The sequence below is a fragment of the Sphingobacterium sp. LZ7M1 genome, from assembly GCF_024296865.1.
GTDB lineage: Bacteria > Bacteroidota > Bacteroidia > Sphingobacteriales > Sphingobacteriaceae > Sphingobacterium.
This window is the reverse complement of the sequence record NZ_CP101134.1, coordinates 4,297,697-4,317,989: the sequence shown is the minus strand read 5'-3', so window position 1 is coordinate 4,317,989 and position 20,293 is coordinate 4,297,697. Positions and strand designations below refer to the sequence as shown.

15 protein-coding genes are annotated in these 20,293 nt (G+C 38.9%); 14 read left to right on the top strand and 1 reads right to left on the bottom strand.

Annotation, left to right across the window (positions count from 1 at the left end; translation table 11 throughout):
* The first annotated feature begins 108 nt into the window (after positions 1-108).
* From NMK93_RS18475 to NMK93_RS18435, 9 genes are all read left to right on the top strand, one after another.
* Positions 109-840, top strand: coding sequence for a hypothetical protein (locus tag NMK93_RS18475; protein WP_185213237.1), 732 nt, complete (start codon positions 109-111; stop codon positions 838-840).
* 18 nt (positions 841-858) lie between these two features.
* Entirely contained in the window at positions 859-3,699 is a 2,841-nt protein-coding gene (locus NMK93_RS18470) for an outer membrane beta-barrel protein (protein ID WP_254530265.1), read from the top strand.
* Positions 3,700-3,942: 243 nt separating this feature from the next.
* Positions 3,943-5,172 carry a pitrilysin family protein gene (locus NMK93_RS18465; protein ID WP_254530267.1) on the top strand — a complete coding sequence of 410 codons (1,230 nt, stop codon included), beginning with the start codon at positions 3,943-3,945 and terminating at the stop codon, positions 5,170-5,172.
* A gap of 30 nt (positions 5,173-5,202) precedes the next feature.
* Entirely contained in the window at positions 5,203-6,093 is an 891-nt protein-coding gene (gene fabD / locus NMK93_RS18460; protein WP_185213234.1) for an ACP S-malonyltransferase, read from the top strand.
* A 326-nt stretch (positions 6,094-6,419) separates the two neighbouring features.
* Positions 6,420-7,007: an RNA polymerase sigma factor gene (locus NMK93_RS18455; protein ID WP_254530269.1), complete on the top strand. Its 588-nt coding sequence runs from the start codon at positions 6,420-6,422 to the stop codon at positions 7,005-7,007.
* 58 nt (positions 7,008-7,065) lie between these two features.
* Positions 7,066-8,175, top strand: coding sequence for a FecR family protein (locus NMK93_RS18450; protein WP_254530271.1), 1,110 nt, complete (start codon positions 7,066-7,068; stop codon positions 8,173-8,175).
* Between the two features lie 238 nt (positions 8,176-8,413).
* On the top strand, positions 8,414-11,797 hold the full coding sequence (locus tag NMK93_RS18445) for a TonB-dependent receptor (protein ID WP_254530273.1): 3,384 nt from the start codon (positions 8,414-8,416) through the stop codon (positions 11,795-11,797).
* 22 nt (positions 11,798-11,819) lie between these two features.
* Positions 11,820-13,487 carry a RagB/SusD family nutrient uptake outer membrane protein gene (locus NMK93_RS18440; RefSeq protein ID WP_254530275.1) on the top strand — a complete coding sequence of 556 codons (1,668 nt, stop codon included), beginning with the start codon at positions 11,820-11,822 and terminating at the stop codon, positions 13,485-13,487.
* Entirely contained in the window at positions 13,478-14,836 is a 1,359-nt protein-coding gene (locus tag NMK93_RS18435) for an alpha-L-fucosidase (RefSeq protein WP_254530277.1), read from the top strand. The genes NMK93_RS18440 and NMK93_RS18435 overlap by 10 nt, the downstream gene beginning before the upstream one ends.
* 173 nt (positions 14,837-15,009) lie before the next feature.
* On the opposite strand, the gene metK is transcribed toward NMK93_RS18435, so the two are convergent.
* Positions 15,010-16,263: a methionine adenosyltransferase gene (gene metK / locus NMK93_RS18430; protein ID WP_254530279.1), complete on the bottom strand. Its 1,254-nt coding sequence runs from the start codon at positions 16,261-16,263 to the stop codon at positions 15,010-15,012.
* Between the two features lie 224 nt (positions 16,264-16,487).
* On the opposite strand from metK, the gene NMK93_RS18425 reads away from it, so the two are divergent.
* The 5 genes from NMK93_RS18425 (at position 16,488) to NMK93_RS18405 (ending at position 20,286) form a co-directional block, all read left to right on the top strand.
* Positions 16,488-17,363 carry a diacylglycerol kinase family protein gene (locus NMK93_RS18425; RefSeq protein WP_185213228.1) on the top strand — a complete coding sequence of 292 codons (876 nt, stop codon included), beginning with the start codon at positions 16,488-16,490 and terminating at the stop codon, positions 17,361-17,363.
* A 2-nt stretch (positions 17,364-17,365) separates the two neighbouring features.
* Positions 17,366-17,716: a translation initiation factor gene (locus NMK93_RS18420; RefSeq protein WP_185218451.1), complete on the top strand. Its 351-nt coding sequence runs from the start codon at positions 17,366-17,368 to the stop codon at positions 17,714-17,716.
* Between the two features lie 416 nt (positions 17,717-18,132).
* A complete protein-coding gene (locus tag NMK93_RS18415; protein WP_093099604.1) occupies positions 18,133-18,963 on the top strand; it encodes a MotA/TolQ/ExbB proton channel family protein in 831 nt (276 codons plus the stop codon).
* A 99-nt stretch (positions 18,964-19,062) separates the two neighbouring features.
* Positions 19,063-19,719, top strand: coding sequence for a biopolymer transporter ExbD (locus NMK93_RS18410; RefSeq protein WP_093099602.1), 657 nt, complete (start codon positions 19,063-19,065; stop codon positions 19,717-19,719).
* A 9-nt stretch (positions 19,720-19,728) separates the two neighbouring features.
* Entirely contained in the window at positions 19,729-20,286 is a 558-nt protein-coding gene (locus tag NMK93_RS18405) for a biopolymer transporter ExbD (RefSeq protein WP_185213226.1), read from the top strand.
* Positions 20,287-20,293: the final 7 nt, after the last annotated feature.

Below are 20,293 nucleotides of genomic sequence, written 5' to 3'. Positions count from 1 at the left end.
AACCTCGTTTTACACTAATTTACACTTCTTGTGTTTTTCTTTGCTATGTATTCGGGAATATAAATTTTTTTCTTATACTGCTGGTAAATACAAGATTACTTGAATTGTATGAAAAGGAATATCATTATTGCCATTCTAATCTTTGCTAGTTCAAACTTGTTGGCGCAGAAGAAAAAAGACCGATATGCTATTTTACCCACTTTCCAAGTCCAGGTCGACGGAGACCTCAAGGAATGGGAAAATCAGCTATCTGTAATAGGTCAAGATTCCAGCTGGAGCTTTGCTGTTACAAACGACGCTAACTATCTGTACACCGCAGTTCAAATCAAGAACCTTGCCTTGCAACAGGAAGCAGCTCGAAATGGTATCATCGTGAATATCAACCCTGAAGGAAAAAAGAAAGATGGGGCCATTTTAATCTTTCCGATTCCAGACAGCGAGTCAGTCAGAGCAATGGTAAACGATGAAAACCTCCCGAATATGAATGTTCGCGAAGAGTTGATCAAGCGAAGCAGGGGGTATGGCGTGAAGGGTTTTGCTCGGATTGTAGATGGTAGGCTGTCATTCGAAAACACGTATGGCGTGCTGGCACTAGCAAAATTGATGGACAATGATGTTTTGGTTTATGAATCAAAAATTCCGATTCAATCAATTGGTATCAAGGATCTTAAAGATCCAGTTGCTATCCAAATCATGATTAACAATAGATTTACCATATTACAGAAAACTATCAAAAGCAGACCTGACCCCAGGGGATCGATGTACGGTCGATACAGCCCAACGGTTAAAAGTCCGTATAAGACCAAGATAGATGCTTGGATCTTAGGGACGCTGAACTAGAATTAGTTTAATTGATATATGGATAGATTATTGAAAGCCTTGATATGCTTATGCTTCATGGCAATGGGAATTACCGTATACGGTCAATCTGGCCGTGTCGTATCTGGGATGCTTCGGGATACCGAATCAAGACCCATATCAGGAGCGTCAGTGCGGTTGATAACGGCATCTGACACCATAGCAACTAGCTCTACCAATGCTGGTTTCTATACCTTTGAAAATGTTAAAGCCACCAAATTTAAGATCAGGGTAAGCAGCCTAGGCTTCTCACCTTTTGAAAAGGAAGTGGACTTTCCTGAAGGGCAAAAGGAAATCCAAATCCCTAGCTTTGAATTGGCCGTCAATGAAAACCAGATCGAAGAGGTGGTGATCCAAGGCGTACTGACTGTTCAGGTAAAGGGGGATACCGTAGAATACTCTACCAAAGACCTCAAACTCCGCGAAGGATCAGTTGCTGAAGACGCCCTTAAGAAATTACAGGGGGTTGAAGTCGACAAAGACGGAAACGTAACGGCCCAAGGTGAAACTGTAACCAAAGTCAGGATCAACGGGAAAGACTTTTTCGGTGGAGACGTCAAAACCGCTACCCAAAACCTTCCGGCCAATATTATCGAAAAAATTCAGGTTGTAGATGACTATGGTGACATGGCCAATGTGACCGGAAATAAATCTGGTGAATCGGAAAAGATCATCAATATCCAAATTGACCCTAAATATAATAAAGGCTTTATGACAACCCTTCGTGCCGGGTACGGTTCTGAAGATCGATACCAAGCAACAGGTATGTGGATGGGGATGACCGATAAAACTCAAGTCTCAATCTTGGGTAACCTAAACAACGTGAATGCGTCCCTGTTTGACTTCCGTACCATTGGCGGTGGTGCAAGGATGCGTCAAGGTGGTGGTGGCCGACCGGGCGGTGGCGGTGGAATGTTTGGCGGCGCATCGGGTCTAACTGATGTTGGATCCATCGGGGTCAATATCCGTCATGACTTCTCTGAAACGCTTAAAGTATATGGTAGCTACTCTTTTGGTCGGGATGATAATACAACATTGACGAATAGTTTGACAAACTATATCATGGGTGCTGATGGTGGTAACCTGGAGCAAAGTTCTGACTCCACTGCAAATAATATTGTTTCAAGCCATCGCTTTGAAGCTAATTTAGAATGGAATATCTCAGACAAGGATTATATAAAATTAACACCTCAGGTAGGGTTTTCTGGAACTACTTCAAACTCAAATTCTGTTAGTAACTGGTTTGATTTCCAAGAAAATACGGAAACCCGGGATAATAGGGTAGAAAGTGGAAGCTTGGATGCACCTAGGTTTGGTATCAGTGGTCTTTATAATAGAAAATTAAATGATAGGGGAAGGAATTTCTTCATGAACTTCAATTATGACAATGCCGCTACTACCCAGGATTACCAAGGCGTATTGGATCGCTTAATACAAGATCCTAACAACGCCAATACCAGCATGGCTGAAATCTATGAACAAACTATCCGTGAAGTCAACAACAAAAGTTGGAATGCAGGGGCTAGTGTATCATATCTAGAACCAGTATCCCAACATGGAAAGATTGAAATCCAGTACGATTTCAATAAAAACAATTATAACAATAAACAGAATCAGGATGCCTTTGATGAAGAAGGTGATGCATTACCTAATTTAGATGATCGTATCCTTAATTATCACTACGATCAAGATTATTCTTTTACCACACATAGAATTGGAGCAAATTATGCTTTTGAAAACGATAAGGTAAAATACTCCATTGGTGCTGCGGTTCTGCCGTCACTATTAAAAGGTACGGCCTCCAGCGATGCAGATAATGCAATTATCGATCGTTCAAACCTGAACTGGATGCCTATTGCAAGATTTGAATATAAGTTCTCTAGACAAAAGAACCTGAGCATCAATTATAATGGGTCTTCGACAGAACCTAATATCAATCAGATTCTTCCTTATGCGGTCGGAAACTCTTCTACCAACATCGTTTATGGTAACCCGAACCTGAATCCTGAATTCAGACATAGGATGATGTTGAGGTTCCGTGGAGGCGATTTCCAAAAAGGGAACACTTTCTTTGCGATGGTTAATGGTAACTTGACTTCAGATAAGATCGTATCTTTCGTAAAACGCGAAAACAATCCTACAGGTGGTTTGATTTCCGAAACTAGGTACCTGAATGAAGAAGATCCGGTATATAACCTAAACTCATTTTACCACTTCGGAAAATCGCTGAAGGAAAAAACCTACAACTTGATGTTGATGGGAGGGGTGAGCTATAACAAGAACATTTCCTATACCGCTAGGGAATTGAGTGCGACCGAAGGGATGAAGAATATTTCCAACAACTGGGTATTTATGCAAGGATTGATGTTCAGATACAATCCATCTGAAAACTTTGAATTGAACCCAGGAGTAAGATACTCGTATAACTACACGAGAAACTCACTTGGTGATTTTAACAATAACGTTTCTTCTTGGACACCTACCTTGATAGGATCGGTGAACATCACGCCTACTACCATATTTGGTGCTGACCTTTCCAAGTCATTCAATAGTGGATATGGACCATTGACAAATGCCAATCCATTTATCATCAATTCTTACATCGAACAAAGACTTTTGAAGGGCCAACGCGGAACCATCCGTTTCCAAGCATTCGACTTACTGAATGAGCAAACCAACCTTTCAAGGACCGTTCAAGAAAACATGACCATCGACAGGCAAACAAACCGCCTAGGTCGTTACTTCATGCTTACATTCACATTCAAGCTTCAAAAATTCTCCGGAGTAGCACCAACCGACAACGACGGCATGCCTCCAGGAATGAGAAGACCTAGGATGTAGTAAAATAGATTTGAGTATTGAGATATAAGAATTGAGAAAAGGACTCAAAATCATGTCTGAAGATTATTTCTAACATATAAGGTCAGGGATTTTCCCTGACCTTTTTTTGAATAAGGAATTTAAACTTCCTTGATTATTAATATATAATGATTTTTCATTCTGCTTTGCCGCTTTATCGTCCTCTCATATCTCACATCTCACATCTCAATACTATTCCATACCTTTGTCATTCAATTTTTCTATATGGATCATAAGATATTCCAACTTGACAACGGGTTGCGAGTTTTGTTTCAGCCTCATTCCTCTTCCATAACGCATATTTGTTTGATTGTGGATGTCGGATCTAGGCATGAGGAGTTTGGTAAGTTTGGAACGGCTCATTTTATTGAACACCTGTTATTCAAGCGTACGGAACGTAGGAGCACCAATCAGATCTTAAACCGATTGGAGTCTGTTGGGGGCGACTTAAACGCATATACGACCAAGGAATATACTTGTATACATGCCTCTTTTTTAAATCCTTATCTCGAGAGGGCATTGGACCTATTCGAAGACATCCTATTTCACTCCGTATTTCCGGAGGAGGAGATGGATAAGGAGAAAGAAGTCATCTTGGATGAGATGGCATCCTATCTCGATAGTCCTGAGGAGTCCATTATGGATGATTTTGAAGATCAAGTCTTCAAGGACACTGGACTAGGCCACAATATCCTCGGACTTGAAGAGGACTTAAAGGCTATTCAACAAGACGATATCAAGCGATTCATTGACCAACATTATGACACTTCCAAGATTGTAATTGCCATTTCAGGTAATTACTCGGATAAAAAGGTGCTCAAGATAGCCAATAAATGCTTTGGCAATCCAAATAATCACCAATGGATTCATGCAGCTGAAGATATGCGAAAGCCCGAAGTTGCTTTGATCGAAAAAGAAAGACCCATCAATCAAGCCCATGTAGTATTAGGTGGACCAGCTTTTGGAATCCATGATGACAGAAAAACTGGCCTCTTGCTATTGAACAATCTATTAGGGGGCTATGGGATGTCCAATATCCTGAACCTCAATATCCGTGAAAAATACGGGATTGCTTATACCATTGAATCCAACTACAGTCTTTATTCAGACACTGGCTTGTTCAGTATCTATTTCGGTACGGATGCTGAAAAAGTAGACAAGACCTTAAAGTTGATTTATAAGGAATTGACTAAATTAAAGGAACAGGCATTGAGTGCACAGGCACTAGAAAAGGCGAAGAATAAATTTAAGGGGCAGATTGCACTCGCAGAAGAAAATAGGATGAGCCTATTGATCGCAGAAGCAAAAAACATCTTAGATTATGATCGTGTTGTTGGCCTACCTGAAGTATTTGAAAAAATTGATTTGGTAAGCTCCAAAGAGATTTTAGATATAGCAAATGAGGTTTTCAGTAAAGAAAATCTTTCATCTCTTTCTTTTCTACCTGAAGATTAAGTATATTTTTGTTGAATTAAACTAATGCATATGAAAACAGCATATATTTTTCCTGGCCAAGGCGCACAATTTGTGGGCATGGGTAAGGACTTATACGACTCAAACGAAGATTCAAAGGCTTTATTCGAAAAAGCCAATGAAATTTTAGGCTTCCGTATCACCGACATCATGTTCAATGGAACTGAAGAGGATCTGAAACAAACTAAAGTAACCCAACCAGCTATCTTTTTGCATTCTGTGATTTTAGCTAAGGCCTTGGGCGATAGCTTTCAGCCAGCAATGGTTGCAGGACACTCCTTAGGTGAATTCTCTGCATTGGTTTCTGCAGGAGCACTATCTTTTGAAGATGGATTGAAATTGGTTTCTAAGCGTGCTAATGCAATGCAAAAAGCAACAGAATTGGAACCGGGAACCATGGCTGCTATCTTAGGTTTGGACGATGTAATTGTAGAAGAGGTTTGTGAACAAGTTGATGATATCGTCGTTGCAGCAAATTATAACTGTCCAGGACAATTGGTTATTTCAGGATCTGTTTCTGGTGTTGACAAGGCTTGCGAAAAACTATTGGAAGCAGGTGCTAAACGTGCTTTAAAGTTAAACGTAGGTGGTGCATTCCACTCGCCATTGATGGAAGCAGCAAAACAGGAATTGGAAGCTGCTATCTTGGATGTTGAAATCCAAGTTCCGGTTTGTCCTATTTATCAAAACTACGATGCATTGCCTTACCAAGATCCTACAGCAATTAAAGATAACCTGATTGCTCAATTGACTGGTGCAGTACGTTGGACACAATCTGTAGAGACCATGTTAGCAGATGGTGCTGAAAGTTTTGTAGAGGTTGGACCAGGTACGGTGCTTCAGGGGTTGGTTAAGAAAGTTAATCGTCAGATCCCAACTTCTTCAGCATCTATCGCTGAGTAAAATAAAAAATTAATTATTATTAAATAGGAAGATATAAGCCCTGCAATTTGCAGGGCTTATTTTGTTAATACTAATTTCTATGGACATTTTCCTTTGTAAATAGGTGCAATGCTAATGAATGAAATTGCCATTGTGATGAGTTTGTCGATATTATTTGAATGGATTTTAGTAGGAATAGTGATTTTTTTAGGTAAATTCATGTTGAATTAACACCTATAACTCAGAAATAGAACTAATTTCCTGTAATATCATTTGTCTTATATTCATTGGACCATTAAATAGAATTTTTTGGAGAATGGAGGGTTCCTTTTTAGAGAACGATTTTTATGCAAAATGTCCAAAATATTAATGATTTATTTCTTCTTCAGAAATTGAAAGATGGAGATAATATTGCTTTTCAAGAGCTTTACAACAAGTATTTTGGCACATTATATTTGCATGTCTATCAAAAATTGAAAGATCGAGAAGTCGCAAAAGACATAGTCCATGATTTATTTATAAGTATTTGGCAAAAACGGGCTGACCTTTCCATTAATGGCCAAGTTTCTTCCTATATGTATGCGGCAATTAGAAATAGAGTTATTGACTATATTTCTAAAGAAAAATCTAAGTTAAAATATTTAGAAAGCCTCACTGAGCCTAGTCAACAAATATCCTCAGAAACTGATTATTTATTGCGTGAAAAACTACTTGCTGAACAAATCGAAAGTGTTCTGGATAGGTTATCCCCTAGGGTTAAGGAAGTTTTTGAATTAAGTAGAAAGGAATATTTAAGTCATAAAGAAATAGCCAATAAGCTAAATATTTCTGAACACAGTGTTAGAGGATATATTAAACTAGCACTGAGATTGTTGAAAATGAAGTTTGGGAGCATTCTTTACCTGATGTTGATTTTCTTTTGTAAATATTTATAATTATTACCCCCCCAATACACCTTTCATTCGTCATATAAGTAATCAAGGATAAACTTCAATGGCGAATCATAAAGATTCTATAAAAAAGGAACTATTAGATAAATATATATCTGGTAATTGTACTGAGTTTGAAAAAGCTCAAGTTGAGGATTGGTATCTAAATATTAATACAGATGGCAAAGACCTCTCTGACGCGGAAATAATTGATGACCTAATCGAAATCCAAGGAAAACTTAATTTAATCACTAAAAAGAAGGATAAAAAGGGGACTTACCTCTTGTTAGCTGCTGCATCTATAATTGTTGCTTTGTGTTTTGTCTTTCTATGGAATAATAAAATAGTTCCTCAAAAAAACCGAACTCAATATGTCGTTACTAAAGGTGAAAATGTTATGCCTGGATCAAAGAAGGCATATCTATCTTTAGATGGGCAGGCTTCAATTCCATTGGACGAGGACAATAACGGTATAGTTTCATCAAATTCTTCCATTCATTATGCAGATGGTACTAAAATAAGTGAATTAAATGTTGCCCAATCTGTCACTATATCTACACCTGCTGCCGGTCAATTTCAGGTTACACTTCCTGATGGTACCAAAGTTTGGTTGAATGCACTTTCTTCTATCAGTTTTCCATCCGTATTTGATAAAAGTGAGCGAAAAGTAAGCATCAAGGGTGAAGTCTATTTTGATGTTTTTAGAGATGAAAAGAAACCCTTTACTGTAAATGCAGACAGGCAAATCATTGAAGTATTAGGGACAAGTTTTAACATTAATTCTTATGAGGACAATGATAATACCTATACAACGCTTATCTCGGGTAGTCTAGCCGTGAAAAATCCTAGCCTAGACAATAAAGTTATTTTGAAGCCGGGACAACAAGCCGTTTCTAATATAAACTCGCTTCCTAAGGTGAGTTCTGTCAATGTCGAAGAGATTTACTCTTGGAAGGATGGGATGTATATATTGAATAATGAACCCCTAAATGAATTTGCAAAAAAAATAGAAAGATGGTATGATGTCAAAGTTGACATGGGTAAGCATGGATCAAAACGTCTTTCAGCAATAATTCCAAGGAATGCAATCTTATCGGAGGTTCTGGCAGCAATTGAATTGAAGACAGGTATTAAGTTTTATGTTGAAGAAAGGAGGGTTATGGTAAAATCTTAAATCTAAGGCGCTCACTATAAATGGGATGTAAGATCTTGCGAAAGGCTATATTCTTACTTTTTAACCTAATTCATATAATAACCTTAAACCTACAATACTGTAAAATCTCATTTTCCATGTATTGTTTATGAAAATACTTATGATCAATATTAATATTGGGTATTTTATTAAGTACCTACATTTCTCGAAGACTTATTTTACAATAAAGTTAACCGTACTGATTTTTCTGAGTTCAATCATGCTTTCATTAGGAAACATTAGAGCACAACAGGTTAGCTTAAATTATAATAATACTAATCTAAAAAGCATCTTGATTGACATTAGTAAGCAATCAAGTTATACATTTATCTACGATGAAAAGGACTTAGATGTAAATTCTGTTTTTTCAGTTAATGTTAAGAACAAAAGCATTTCTGAGGCTTTAAACGTCTTGTTCAATGGCAAAGCCATAAAGTATCAAATTAAAGGAAGATCAATTGCCTTAACAAGTAATACCGAATTTGAGCGTACTAAGCCAGAAGTAAAAGAAATTGACCAAACACGTGTTGTTTCTGGGAAAGTCATGAACGAAAGTGGTGAAAATCTTTCCGCAGTCAGTGTGTTGGTTAAAGGTACTTCCCAAGGGACCAGTACCGATATAGATGGAAAGTTCGCTATAGAAGTTCCTTCTGAAAACTCCGTATTGGTATTCAGTTCCATGGGCTATCAGAGTCAAGAAGTTTCAACCCAAGGGAAAAATCAACTTTCAGTGGTTCTAAAAACGGTGAGCAGTGATCTGGAAGAAGTTGTAGTCGTTGGATTTGGATCTCAAAGGAAGGAAAATTTAACGGGAGCAGTAAGTACGGTAAGTGCTAAAAAATTGGAAGATCGACCAATTGCAAATCTCGGACAGGGTTTGCAGGGATTAGTTCCAAATCTAAATATTTCGTCTGCTAATGGAAAACCAGGCACAGGTTCCTCATTCAATATCAGAGGGACAGGGTCCATAAACAGTGGCACGGCAACCCCTCTGATCCTTGTTGATGGTGTACAAAGGGATCCGAATTCAATTGACCCATCCGATGTTGAGAATGTTACCGTCCTAAAGGATGCCGCAGCTGCCGCAATTTATGGGGGTAGGGCCGCATATGGGGTGATATTGATCCAAACCAAAAATCCTAAAAGTCAAAAACCACAAATAAGCTATTCAGGAGAGTATACCATGTCTAGGCCGACAAAAATGGCAGAGTATATTAATTCCGTTGATTATATCAGAATGCATAGGGAAGCCAATAGAAATGGTCAGGATGGAGGAACAACCGCTACAGAAGCTTTTACAGTTGAAGATTCAATCCGGGCCGAGGCATATTTCAATGACCCTGCAAATAATTTACCTGTTTATGTAGATCCCGGAAACCCTGCAAAATACAGATACGTTGGGAACACCGATTGGATAAAAGAACAGTATCCAGGTTTTGAGCCCATGCAAAGGCATAATTTATCCTTGCAAGGAGGACAGGGTTCAACATCTGTTATTGCTTCGCTAGGTTATCTTGGTCAGAAAGGCCTTTTTAAGGAGGCTGGTCAAAAATATGAACGCTTGAATCCTTCCTTGAAAGTTAATTCTGATATTACAGATTGGCTTACAATAACTGGGAATTTTGCCTTGACACACATCTCTGATAAAGAAGCAGCGGGAGTGGTTACAGGCGGGACATCTAGTGGATGGATTTCTGGAGATTTAAGACCGATAATGCCTATCAGGCATCCTGATGGAAATTTCGCTGGACAAGGTAGTTTTACCAATCCATTTGCTGTGGCTGCAAATAATGGAAAAAGGAAAAGATATTCCAATGACTTATGGTTAACGGGAGGGGTGAAAATTAAACCAATAAAAAATGTCTCCATTGTGGCCGACTATACTTGGAACGCCTACAATAATTTTAATCAAAGTCATCAAATTCCATTTAAGGAATATGGTGTAAATGGGATATTATTAGGGACGTTTCCATGGACTAGCCCATCTTCCGTTTCTGAAACCACAGACAATCACAATTATTTTGCATTGAATGCTTTTGCTACTTATGAAAACACCTTTGCTGAAAAGCATTATTTTAAGGCCATGCTTGGGGTTAACCAAGAAAGTAACCATTATAAAAGACTAGGTGTTTTTGCGAATAATTTAGTAGATCCTACAAAACCTGCTATAAATCTAAATAATGATCCTAGACCAAGCATCACTGGTGCTGAAAACGAATGGGCTCTATTTGGAACGGTATTTAGGCTGAACTATATTTTTAACAGTAAATATTTGCTAGAAATAAATGGCAGATATGATGGTTCGTCCAGATTCTCATCAAAAACCCGATATGTTTTCACCCCTTCGATTTCTGCAGGTTGGAGAATTTCGGAAGAAGGTTTTATGGAAGGGATAAGGGATGTTGTGAATGATCTAAAACTTAGAGGATCCTATGGTGAATTACCAAATCAAGGATTCGATCAAAATCAGCTTTATTCCGCAGCGAATTTCTATCCATATATTCCAACAATGCCAATCAATAATAGTCTGAGCTATATTTTTGGCAATCAAACCGGAGTTGGCGTATTGGCCCCAGGATTAGTTAGGAATGACTTTACTTGGGAAAAGTCTGCAACAACAAACTTCGGGCTGGACTTTACATTTCTAAACAATCGTTTATCAGGATCTTTTGATGTATATGAAAGAAGAACTAGGGATATGCTAGTTGGAGGTGTTCCGCTACCCGCTGTTTTAGGAACTGCGTCTCCAAACCAAAATGCTGGGACTTTAATTACCAAAGGTTGGGAACTAAGTATAGGATGGAACGATCAAATTAATGAAGACCTTTCTTATGATCTCTTATTGTCTTTCGCTGACAACCATTCTAAGCTTACAAAATACCCACTTAACACGAGTCAAATTTTCAGCAATTGGTATGAAGGCAAATTAGATGGAGAAATTTGGGGTTTTGAAACTCAAGGCTTTTTTACAAGTCAACAGGAAATAGATTCGGCCCCTAACCAGAGTCAAATTTGGGGAGGTGCTTGGAGACCTGGAGATATTAGATATGCAGACCTAAATAATGATGGGAAGATTGACTTTGGCAATAATACGGTTTCCAATCCTGGTGATAGGAGGATAATCGGTAATTCTACTCCTCGTTATTCATTTGGATTGAATTTAGGGGTAAATTATAAAAGCTTTGATTTCACTGCTTTCCTACAGGGTATCGGCAAGCGAGATGCTTGGATAAGCAATAGTGCATTTTGGGGATTTACCAGTGAATGGAATGTTCCTTTTATATATGCCACCGATTACTGGACTCCTGAGAATCAAGATGCTTTTTTCCCAAGGCTTCGTTTTGGAAATGGAGGAAACTCACAGACTCAAACCGGTTACCTACAGGACGCCTCTTATCTGAGGGTGAAACAATTGACGATAGGATATACTCTTCCTCAAGTTTGGGCTAATAAGGTAAAACTTAGCCGAGTAAGAGCTTATTTATCAGGTCAAAATCTATTTACTTTCACCAAACTTTTCGATGCGTTTGATCCTGAAGTTTTCAATTTCCAAGACGCACCTCAAACTAGGTCATTTGCGTTTGGACTACAATTAGGATTTTAATTTTTGCTAAAGTACTTTGAATATGAAAACTATAATAAGAATTATATTAATAAGTCAAGTGGTTTTGCTTTTCTCATGCAAAAAAGACACTTATTTAGATAGGTTTCCGCTTTCTTCAATTTCGGAACCCACGTTTTTTAAGAATGAAAATGATCTGATGCTTTATGCAAATCAGTTTTATCCTTCACTACCTGCTCAAAATTTTATCCAGGACAATCAGTCTGATGATAAGGTGCCAAGTAGTATCAATAACTTTTTAGCTGGTCAATATGTGGTTCCTACAGCGGATGCTTCTTACAATTGGACGAATATCAGGAACGTAAATTATTTTTTACAGCGATATATGAATGCTGAAGCTTCACAAGCTGTCAAAAATCAATATGCAGGTGAGGTCAGGTTTTTTAGAGCCTTATTTTATTGGGGATTAACAAAAAGATATGGCGATGTGGCATGGTACAGTAAAGATTTGACGGAAGACAGCCCTGAACTATATGCCCCAAGAACATCCCGTAATATTGTCATGGATTCTATTTTAGCTGACCTAAATTTTGCAGTAGAAAATATTCCTGCAGATAATGTTTCAGCTGGAAGAATTCATAAATATGCAGCAGCGGCCTTAAAAGCTAGAATATGTTTATGGGAAGGCACAAGGAGGAAATATTTTAATGTTGAAGGAAGTGAGAAATATTTGCAGGAAGCCTTGAAGGCAACAGATCTGATTATGGATTCAAAGAAATTCTCACTCTTCACAACAGGAAATCCTAAGACGGATTATTATAATCTGTTCATCCAACAAGAATTAAATAGTAATCCAGAGTCTATTTTAGGACGCCGGTTTTTACAAAGTATATTGATGAATGGAATCAGTAGGACTTTAGGTGAATCTGGGACAGGATATAGTAAAGATTTTGTTCAGAATTACCTTTGTATAGATGGATTACCTACGGCTTTGAGCCCTCAATATAAAGGTGAGGATACCCCTGAAAATGAATTTGCAAATAGAGATCCGAGAGCACAACAGACTATTGCTACCAAAGGGTTTGTACTTTTGCAAAATAGCGATGGTTCTAAAGATGTCATTGATCTTCCAAGAATTGGGACCAATACGGCTAATACGGGCTATCAGTTGATAAAAGGGAGAAGTTCCGATCCAGCAATGTGGCAAGCGAATCAATCGACTTTGGATTTCTTTATATTTCGATATGCAGAGATTTTGCTGATCTATGCGGAAGCAAAGGCGGAACTGGGCCTTGCCACACAGGCAGACATTGACAAAAGCATTAATCTATTGAGAAAAAGGGTCGGGATGGCTGATATGACCATATCAACCTTAAAGCGTGATCCTAATTCTTCATTTCCCGAAGTGTCTGTTTTAATCGATGAAATTAGAAGGGAAAGAAGGGTGGAATTGGCCGATGAAGGATTCAGGTTTGATGACCTATTAAGATGGAAGGCTGGTAAACGAATTGAAAAGCCAGAAACAATACTGGGGATGAAGCTAACGCCCGAGCTGAAAGCAAAATATCCCGCTTCTCAAGTAAATGGGATAATTGTAAATCAAAATAATTATGTCCGTTTATATACCTCAATTGAAAAAAGGCTGTGGGATGATAAGATGTATCTTTTCCCGATACCACTAGAAGAAATCAGTTTAAATCCTAACTTAACCCAGAACCCGGGATGGAAATGATAATTAAGAAATATGCGATTTGTCTGTTTTTCCTTTGTTTTGGAGGGACCTGTTTGGCTCAACAAAAGGAAGTAAAGCCTTCTTCCGCCCAAGTTGATTGGGCGGAAGCAGAAATTGGAGCGATGTTCCATTTTGATGTGGTGAATTATGTGCCCGATTATAACTGGAGAAAATGGGGTTCACATCCTCCTGCATCCATATTTAATCCCAGTAAATTGGATACTGATCAATGGATCAGGGCAGCCAAGGCCGCAGGAGCAAAATATGCTGTCCTGGTTGCAAAGCATGGCTCTGGATTTAGTCTGTGGCCTACAAAAGCACATGACTATAATATTAGTAATTCTCCCTGGAAGAATGGAAAGGGAGACCTAGTCCTTGATTTCATCAATTCCTGTAAGAAATATGGCCTCAAGCCAGGGATCTATGCTAGTGCCTCTGCAAACGGTTATTTACATGTGGATAATCCCGGTAAAGTCCAGGAAGGATCGCCCATAACCCAAGAAGAGTATAATAAGGTTGTTGAGACTCAATTAACGGAATTGTGGACTAATTATGGAAAACTTTTTGAAATTTGGTTCGATGGTGGAGTTTTACCCGTAAATGAAGGCGGGCCAGATCTAGCACCCTTATTGAAAAGGTTGCAGCCTGATGCGGTGGTATTTCAGGGCCCCAATGACGCGAATAATTTGATTCGTTGGATCGGGAATGAAGAGGGACGAGCTCCTTACCCGAACTGGAGTCGATCTGATTTTACAACCTCTGCGACAGGGACTATTGTCATTGATGGTCTGAGCGGGAGTCCTAATGGTAAAATTTGGTGCCCTGGAGAAGCTGATTTTCCACTTAGAACAGGATGGCAAGGAGGGTGGTTTTGGAAAGAATCAGGACAAGATATGCTATCTTTAGAGCAATTGGTCAGTTCCTATTATACTAGCGTAGGAAGAAACTCCAATATGTTGTTAGGGATCGTAGTTGATACGAGTGGTTTAGTGCCGAAGGAAGATTTTCAAAGGCTTGAAGAGTTTGGGCATGAATTGCTAAAGATTTCCTCAAACCCTATTAAATCTCAGAAAAATCTTGTTGGCAATTCAGTCACTCTTGACCTTAAACAACCAAAAGATATTAATCAGATCATTATTCAAGAGAATATTCGGAACGGTGAAAAAATTAGGAAGTATAAAGTTGAAGCATGGATCGGAAATAAATGGGTCGAGATTTGTTCTGGGGAATCAATAGGGAACAAAAGAATCCAAAAATTTGATGATATTTATACATCAAAAGTTAGATTAACCATAGTTGATTCTGAAGGATCTCCTGAAATTAAGGCTTTTTCGATTTTTAAAGTCTGAGACTGATCTAGATGTTTGATTGATTCACCAAAATTTCTCGATTTTATTCTGACCTTATTCGAGACACATTCCGAATTTTCCGAATGTGTCTCGAATAAGGTCAAAGCAAGGTCCGGAGCATTGCACAAAAAAACGCTTGAAATTTTCAAGCGTTTTTATTTATGTTTTTGATCTTAAAGACCAAATGCTTTTTTCACTGGCTCGACAAAATCTAGCTTTTCCCAAGTGAAAAGATCCACTTCCAAAGTTTTGGTTTCGCCATTCGAGTTTTCGAAAGTTTTGCTTACCGTTTTTGGTGTTCTTCCCATGTGGCCATATGCTGCGGTTTCAGCGTAGATTGGGTTACGAAGGCCTAAGCGTGTTTCAATGCCGTAAGGAGTCATGTCGAACAGCTCAGCAATGATCTTGGCGATTTCTCCATCAGTTTTGTTCACCTTGTTGGTTCCGTAGGTATTCACATAGATACCCATAGGATCTTTTACACCGATAGCGTAAGAGATCTGTACCAGGATTTCGTCAGCAACACCCGCTGCCACCAAGTTTTTGGCAATATGGCGAGTGGCATAAGCTGCAGAACGGTCCACTTTGGATGGGTCTTTTCCAGAGAAAGCACCGCCACCGTGCGCACCTTTACCGCCGTAAGTATCGACGATGATCTTTCTACCTGTCAAACCGGTGTCGCCATGAGGTCCACCGATTACGAATTTACCGGTAGGGTTGATGTGGTATTTGATTTTATCTGTGAATAGCGCCTGTAGTTCAGGTTTCAATTGAGCCTTTACACGAGGAACCAAGATGTTTTCAATATCAGATTGGATTTTCGCCTGCATTTCTTTTTCAGAAGCGAAGTCATCATGTTGGGTTGAGATCACGATGGTGTCGATGCGAACCGGTTTATGGTTGTCATCATATTCCAAGGTTACCTGTGATTTAGCATCAGGGCGAAGGTATTGGATTTCGTTGTTCTCGCGTCTTAGAGCTGCAAGTTCATATAAAAGACGGTGGGAAAGGTCCAATGCCAGGGGCATATAGTTTTCAGTTTCGTTATTGGCGTAACCGAACATAATACCTTGGTCACCAGCGCCTTGTTCTTGTTTTGTGATACGATCTACCCCTTGGTTGATGTCGGCGGATTGTTCGTGAATTGCCGAAAGAACTCCACAGGAATTCGCTTCGAACATATACTCGGATTTAGTATATCCGATTTTTTCTATAACCTGGCGAGTGATCTTTTGAACGTCCAAGTAGATTTTGGACTTCACTTCACCTGCTAAAACCACCTGTCCAGTAGTAACTAAGGTTTCAATAGCTACGCGGGCATCTTCATCCCAAGCGAGGAAGTTGTCGATTAAAGCGTCCGAAATTTGGTCTGCGACTTTGTCAGGATGTCCTTCAGATACCGATTCGGAGGTAAATAAATATGCCATAAAAATAATAAACGTTTGAAGGGAATAGCAGGCAGTATGTGAAAAATCATTTGTCCCGAATGGTTTTAGCACTTTTTTACTGTGGTTGCAATCTCCCATTTACATTATGATAATGCTAAATGCAAATCAGTCCACATTTTGTGTGGCACAAAGCTACGATACTTTGCAATATTTAAAAAGTATTTCATCCAAATTATTATCTTTAGCGGAATTAAATGACGTAAATGAGAAAGAAGCGCATACTGTTTGTAATCAATCCAGTATCTGGTGGGAAGAAGAAAACAACGTTTAATAAACAGGTACTCGAAGTACTGGATTTAAACAGGTTTGACCCGACGTTTAAGATTACCAATCACGCTAATCACGCCTATGAACTTGCTAAATCTGCGATAGATGAGCAGTACGATGCCGTCATTGCCGTAGGTGGCGATGGCACGATCAATGAAATAGGGACGGCCTTGGTGGGCAGTGATATTCCATTGGGCATTGTCCCTGAGGGTTCTGGGAATGGATTGGCGCTTTATTTAGGTATTCCGATGAATGAGTCGGCAGCTTTGCGCAGGATCAATCGGTTTGAATCGGTCGACATCGATTGTGGAAAGATCGGGGAACGTTGTTTCTTCAATATTGCGGGTATCGGTTTTGATGCTTCAGTAAGTGATCGCTTTGCTTCGGAAACATTTAGGGGGCCGGTTGGATACCTTCGCACGATAATTAACGTTATTAGTAAGTATAAGCCTAAGAAATACACATTGAACATTGATGGTAAGGTCTATGAACGGGAGGCCTTTATGATATCGGTTGCGAATTCACCGCAATATGGCAATAACGCCTACATTGCGCCGAATGCATCCATCAATGATGGGGTATTGGATGTATGTATTGTGCATAAATTTCCGTTATATACATTACCGATGATGATCTTCCATCTCTTCAACAAGACTGCGGACCAATCCGAGTATGTAGAAATAATACCAGGGAAGAAGATCTGTATCGAGCAGGAGGGAAAGGCACCATTGCATTTGGATGGAGAGCCGATGGATTTAGGAAACAAGATTGATATAGAAGTGCAGGGCAATGCCCTCAAGATTATTTGTTAGTTATGGCAAAACAGAAGAAGCAAAGATTCGAAGGGATCGTTTATTCGACCTCTGACGATTATGAATATACCGATTCGGATGGGATGGAGGAAGTGGACACCCTTCCCAATGAGAAGCAGAAACTGAAGGTCGGCTTGGACAAGAAACAGCGGAAGGGGAAGGTTGTGACCATCGTGACGGGATTTATAGGGACTGGTTCAGATTTGGATGATTTAGCCCGTAAATTGAAGCAGCGATGTGGCGTAGGGGGGAGTGCCAAGGATGGTGAAATATTGATACAAGGTGATTTTAAAGAAAAAATTATACAATATTTAAGTTCGGAGAAGTATCAAGTTAAATCCTTTGGTGGTTAAACATGGAATTGTCCTGTAAACGTTTAAAAAACAAAGAAATAATGGGGATTTGGTTAAAAATAGGGGGTGCAAAGGCGGGCGGTATTGTAAGTAAATACTCACTTATTTTTAACATTTAACGATTTGATAATTTGCAATTCAAAAAAAAAATGGTTTTCATTGTAAAAAATATGGAATATTCAACCGTTATGTGATACGACAAAAGAAGCATTGATTTGAGAGCTGCTGAAGAACGTCAATGAGTAGGTAACACAGCCTAAAAGTTAAATAATCAGATATCTTCAAATTAATTTTGTTTTTAACAGAAAATGCTATATTTGTTTTGAATTAATGTAAAATAACGGCATTTAGCTTGCATTAAATTGAATTTAACTTAATAATTAAACAACAGTAAAAAATCTAAAAATTAGTAAAAAATGGCAAACGCACCAAAAACTACAACCCCAGCTAAACAAGAGAGTGGCAATGCGGGTAATCTATTTGCAAGTTTAGCAATTATCATTTGTCTAGTAATTGGTTTCTTGGTTTACAAGTTTGTGATGGGTGATCCTTCAAACTTTATCGATGAGAATCCAGCGAACCAACCAAAACCAGGTAACTACTACGGTATGGTTTACCATGCAGGTTACGTAGTACCAGTTCTTCTAGGTTTATTCTTAATGGTATGGGTGTTTTCAATCGAGCGTCTTATCGTTATTGGTAAAGCATCTGGAACAGGAAACGTAGGTAACTTCGTAAGAAAAGTACAAGGATTATTGAGATCAGGTAACATTGATTCAGCTATCCAAGAGTGTGACAAGCAAAAAGGTTCCGTAGCGAACGTAATCAAAGCTGGTCTTTTAAAATATAAAGATGTTGAAGCACATCCAGGATTAGATACAGAGAAATCGGTATTAGCAATCCAAAAAGAAATTGAAGAGGCTACTACCTTAGAAATGCCAATGTTAGAGAAGAACTTAACCGTTATCGCAACATTAGTTTCTATTGGTACATTGACAGGTCTATTAGGTACAGTAACAGGTATGATTAAAGCGTTCTCGGCTTTAGCTACAGGTGGTGCACCAGATTCAGCAAAATTAGCGAACGGTATTTCTGAGGCCTTGATCAACACGGCAACAGGTATCGGTACATCTACAATCGCGATTATTTTCTACAACATCTTAACTTCTAAGATCGATACGTTAACATATTCTATTGACGAGGCTGGTTTCTCAATCGTACAAACATACGCTGCAAACCACAAATAAGAAGATTCGAAAAAAAGTTGAATTTATTTTATGCAATGTTCAACGGTTTCGCATCATTATTAAAAAGAAATAGAGTGTTCACATTAAAGAAGTAAAGAAATGGGAAAAGCAAAAGTAAAAAGAGCCAGCACATCGATCGACATGACGGCGATGTGTGACGTGTCTTTCTTGCTTCTTACATTCTTCGTTTTGACAGCAACTGCACGTCAGCCAGAAGTAATGCCCGTAGACACCCCTGCATCCACTACGTTGGATAAATTACCGGACGATAACTTAGCAGTTATCACCGTAGGTAACCAAGGGAAAGTATTTTTTGGAGAGAAGAACCCTGAGGTTCGCGTAAAAACTCTTAAGAATATGTCGGCAAAATATGGTGTTGCGTTCTCAGAACAAGATTATGAGAAGTTTAAAGGACTAGATGAGTTTGGAGTACCTTTCAAGCAATTGCGTGCCCTACTTTCATTACCAAATGACAAACGTACTTTAGAGGTTCAACCAGGTATCCCCGTGGATAGCACCGAAGAACTTTCAAACGAGTTGTATCATTGGGTTCAACAGGCTCGCTTGGCAACGGTAGAATTCAACCGTGACCAAGAGACCAAAGTGAAGAACTGGTCAGATCCAGGAGCGATGAAAGTAGCGATCAAAGCAGATGCGGAAGAGAAGTACGCGGTAATGAATTTGATTATTGAAACACTGAGAAACCAAAAACAAAACAAATTCTTCTTTGTTACCGGTTTACGTCAGGAAAAATAATAAGAGAAAATGGCAGAATTAAATCAAGACTCCGGCGGCGGCAAAAAAGGCGGCAAAGTTAGGTCGAAGAAAAATGGAGGTCGTGTAGATTTAACCGCGATGGTGGATCTAGCATTCCTTCTGATTACTTTCTTCATGCTAACAACTTCCTTGAACAAGCCACAAGCCATGGATGTTAACATGCCTGATAAGAATAAGGACAAGAATGAGTTGAACCCTGAGATTGAAATCGCAGATAACCGTTCGATCACCTTATTGCTAGGATCAGATAACAAGATCGCTTGGTATTATGGACAATTAGCAAACCCAATCTCGGCACCCGCTGTAGTAGACTATAGCAAAGAAGGAATCAGAAAGATCGTCCTTGAGAAGAAAGCTCAGGTTCCGCAGGTGTCAGGAGGAAAAGACCTAATCGTCGTAATCCGTCCAAGTGACAGATCAGTACAACGTAACCTCGTTGATATACTAGATGAAATGAAAATCACTGATGTTAAACGTTTCATGATTTCGAAAATCAAACCTGAAGAAGTTGAGGTTTTGAAAACAAACGGAATCTATAACGAATAATTCATCA

Excerpts from the sequence above, each read along its gene's own strand:
- NMK93_RS18475 (WP_185213237.1), top strand. The coding sequence starts at position 109 with ATGAAAAGGAATATCATTATTGCCATTCTAATCTTTGCTAGTTCAAAC.
- NMK93_RS18470 (WP_254530265.1), top strand. The coding sequence starts at position 859 with ATGGATAGATTATTGAAAGCCTTGATATGCTTATGCTTCATGGCAATG.
- NMK93_RS18465 (WP_254530267.1), top strand. The coding sequence starts at position 3,943 with ATGGATCATAAGATATTCCAACTTGACAACGGGTTGCGAGTTTTGTTT.
- fabD (WP_185213234.1), top strand. The coding sequence starts at position 5,203 with ATGAAAACAGCATATATTTTTCCTGGCCAAGGCGCACAATTTGTGGGC.
- NMK93_RS18455 (WP_254530269.1), top strand. The coding sequence starts at position 6,420 with ATGCAAAATGTCCAAAATATTAATGATTTATTTCTTCTTCAGAAATTG.
- NMK93_RS18450 (WP_254530271.1), top strand. The coding sequence starts at position 7,066 with ATGGCGAATCATAAAGATTCTATAAAAAAGGAACTATTAGATAAATAT.
- NMK93_RS18445 (WP_254530273.1), top strand. The coding sequence starts at position 8,414 with ATGCTTTCATTAGGAAACATTAGAGCACAACAGGTTAGCTTAAATTAT.
- NMK93_RS18440 (WP_254530275.1), top strand. The coding sequence starts at position 11,820 with ATGAAAACTATAATAAGAATTATATTAATAAGTCAAGTGGTTTTGCTT.
- NMK93_RS18435 (WP_254530277.1), top strand. The coding sequence starts at position 13,478 with ATGGAAATGATAATTAAGAAATATGCGATTTGTCTGTTTTTCCTTTGT.
- metK (WP_254530279.1), bottom strand. The coding sequence starts at position 16,263 with ATGGCATATTTATTTACCTCCGAATCGGTATCTGAAGGACATCCTGAC.
- NMK93_RS18425 (WP_185213228.1), top strand. The coding sequence starts at position 16,488 with ATGAGAAAGAAGCGCATACTGTTTGTAATCAATCCAGTATCTGGTGGG.
- NMK93_RS18420 (WP_185218451.1), top strand. The coding sequence starts at position 17,366 with ATGGCAAAACAGAAGAAGCAAAGATTCGAAGGGATCGTTTATTCGACC.
- NMK93_RS18415 (WP_093099604.1), top strand. The coding sequence starts at position 18,133 with ATGGCAAACGCACCAAAAACTACAACCCCAGCTAAACAAGAGAGTGGC.
- NMK93_RS18410 (WP_093099602.1), top strand. The coding sequence starts at position 19,063 with ATGGGAAAAGCAAAAGTAAAAAGAGCCAGCACATCGATCGACATGACG.
- NMK93_RS18405 (WP_185213226.1), top strand. The coding sequence starts at position 19,729 with ATGGCAGAATTAAATCAAGACTCCGGCGGCGGCAAAAAAGGCGGCAAA.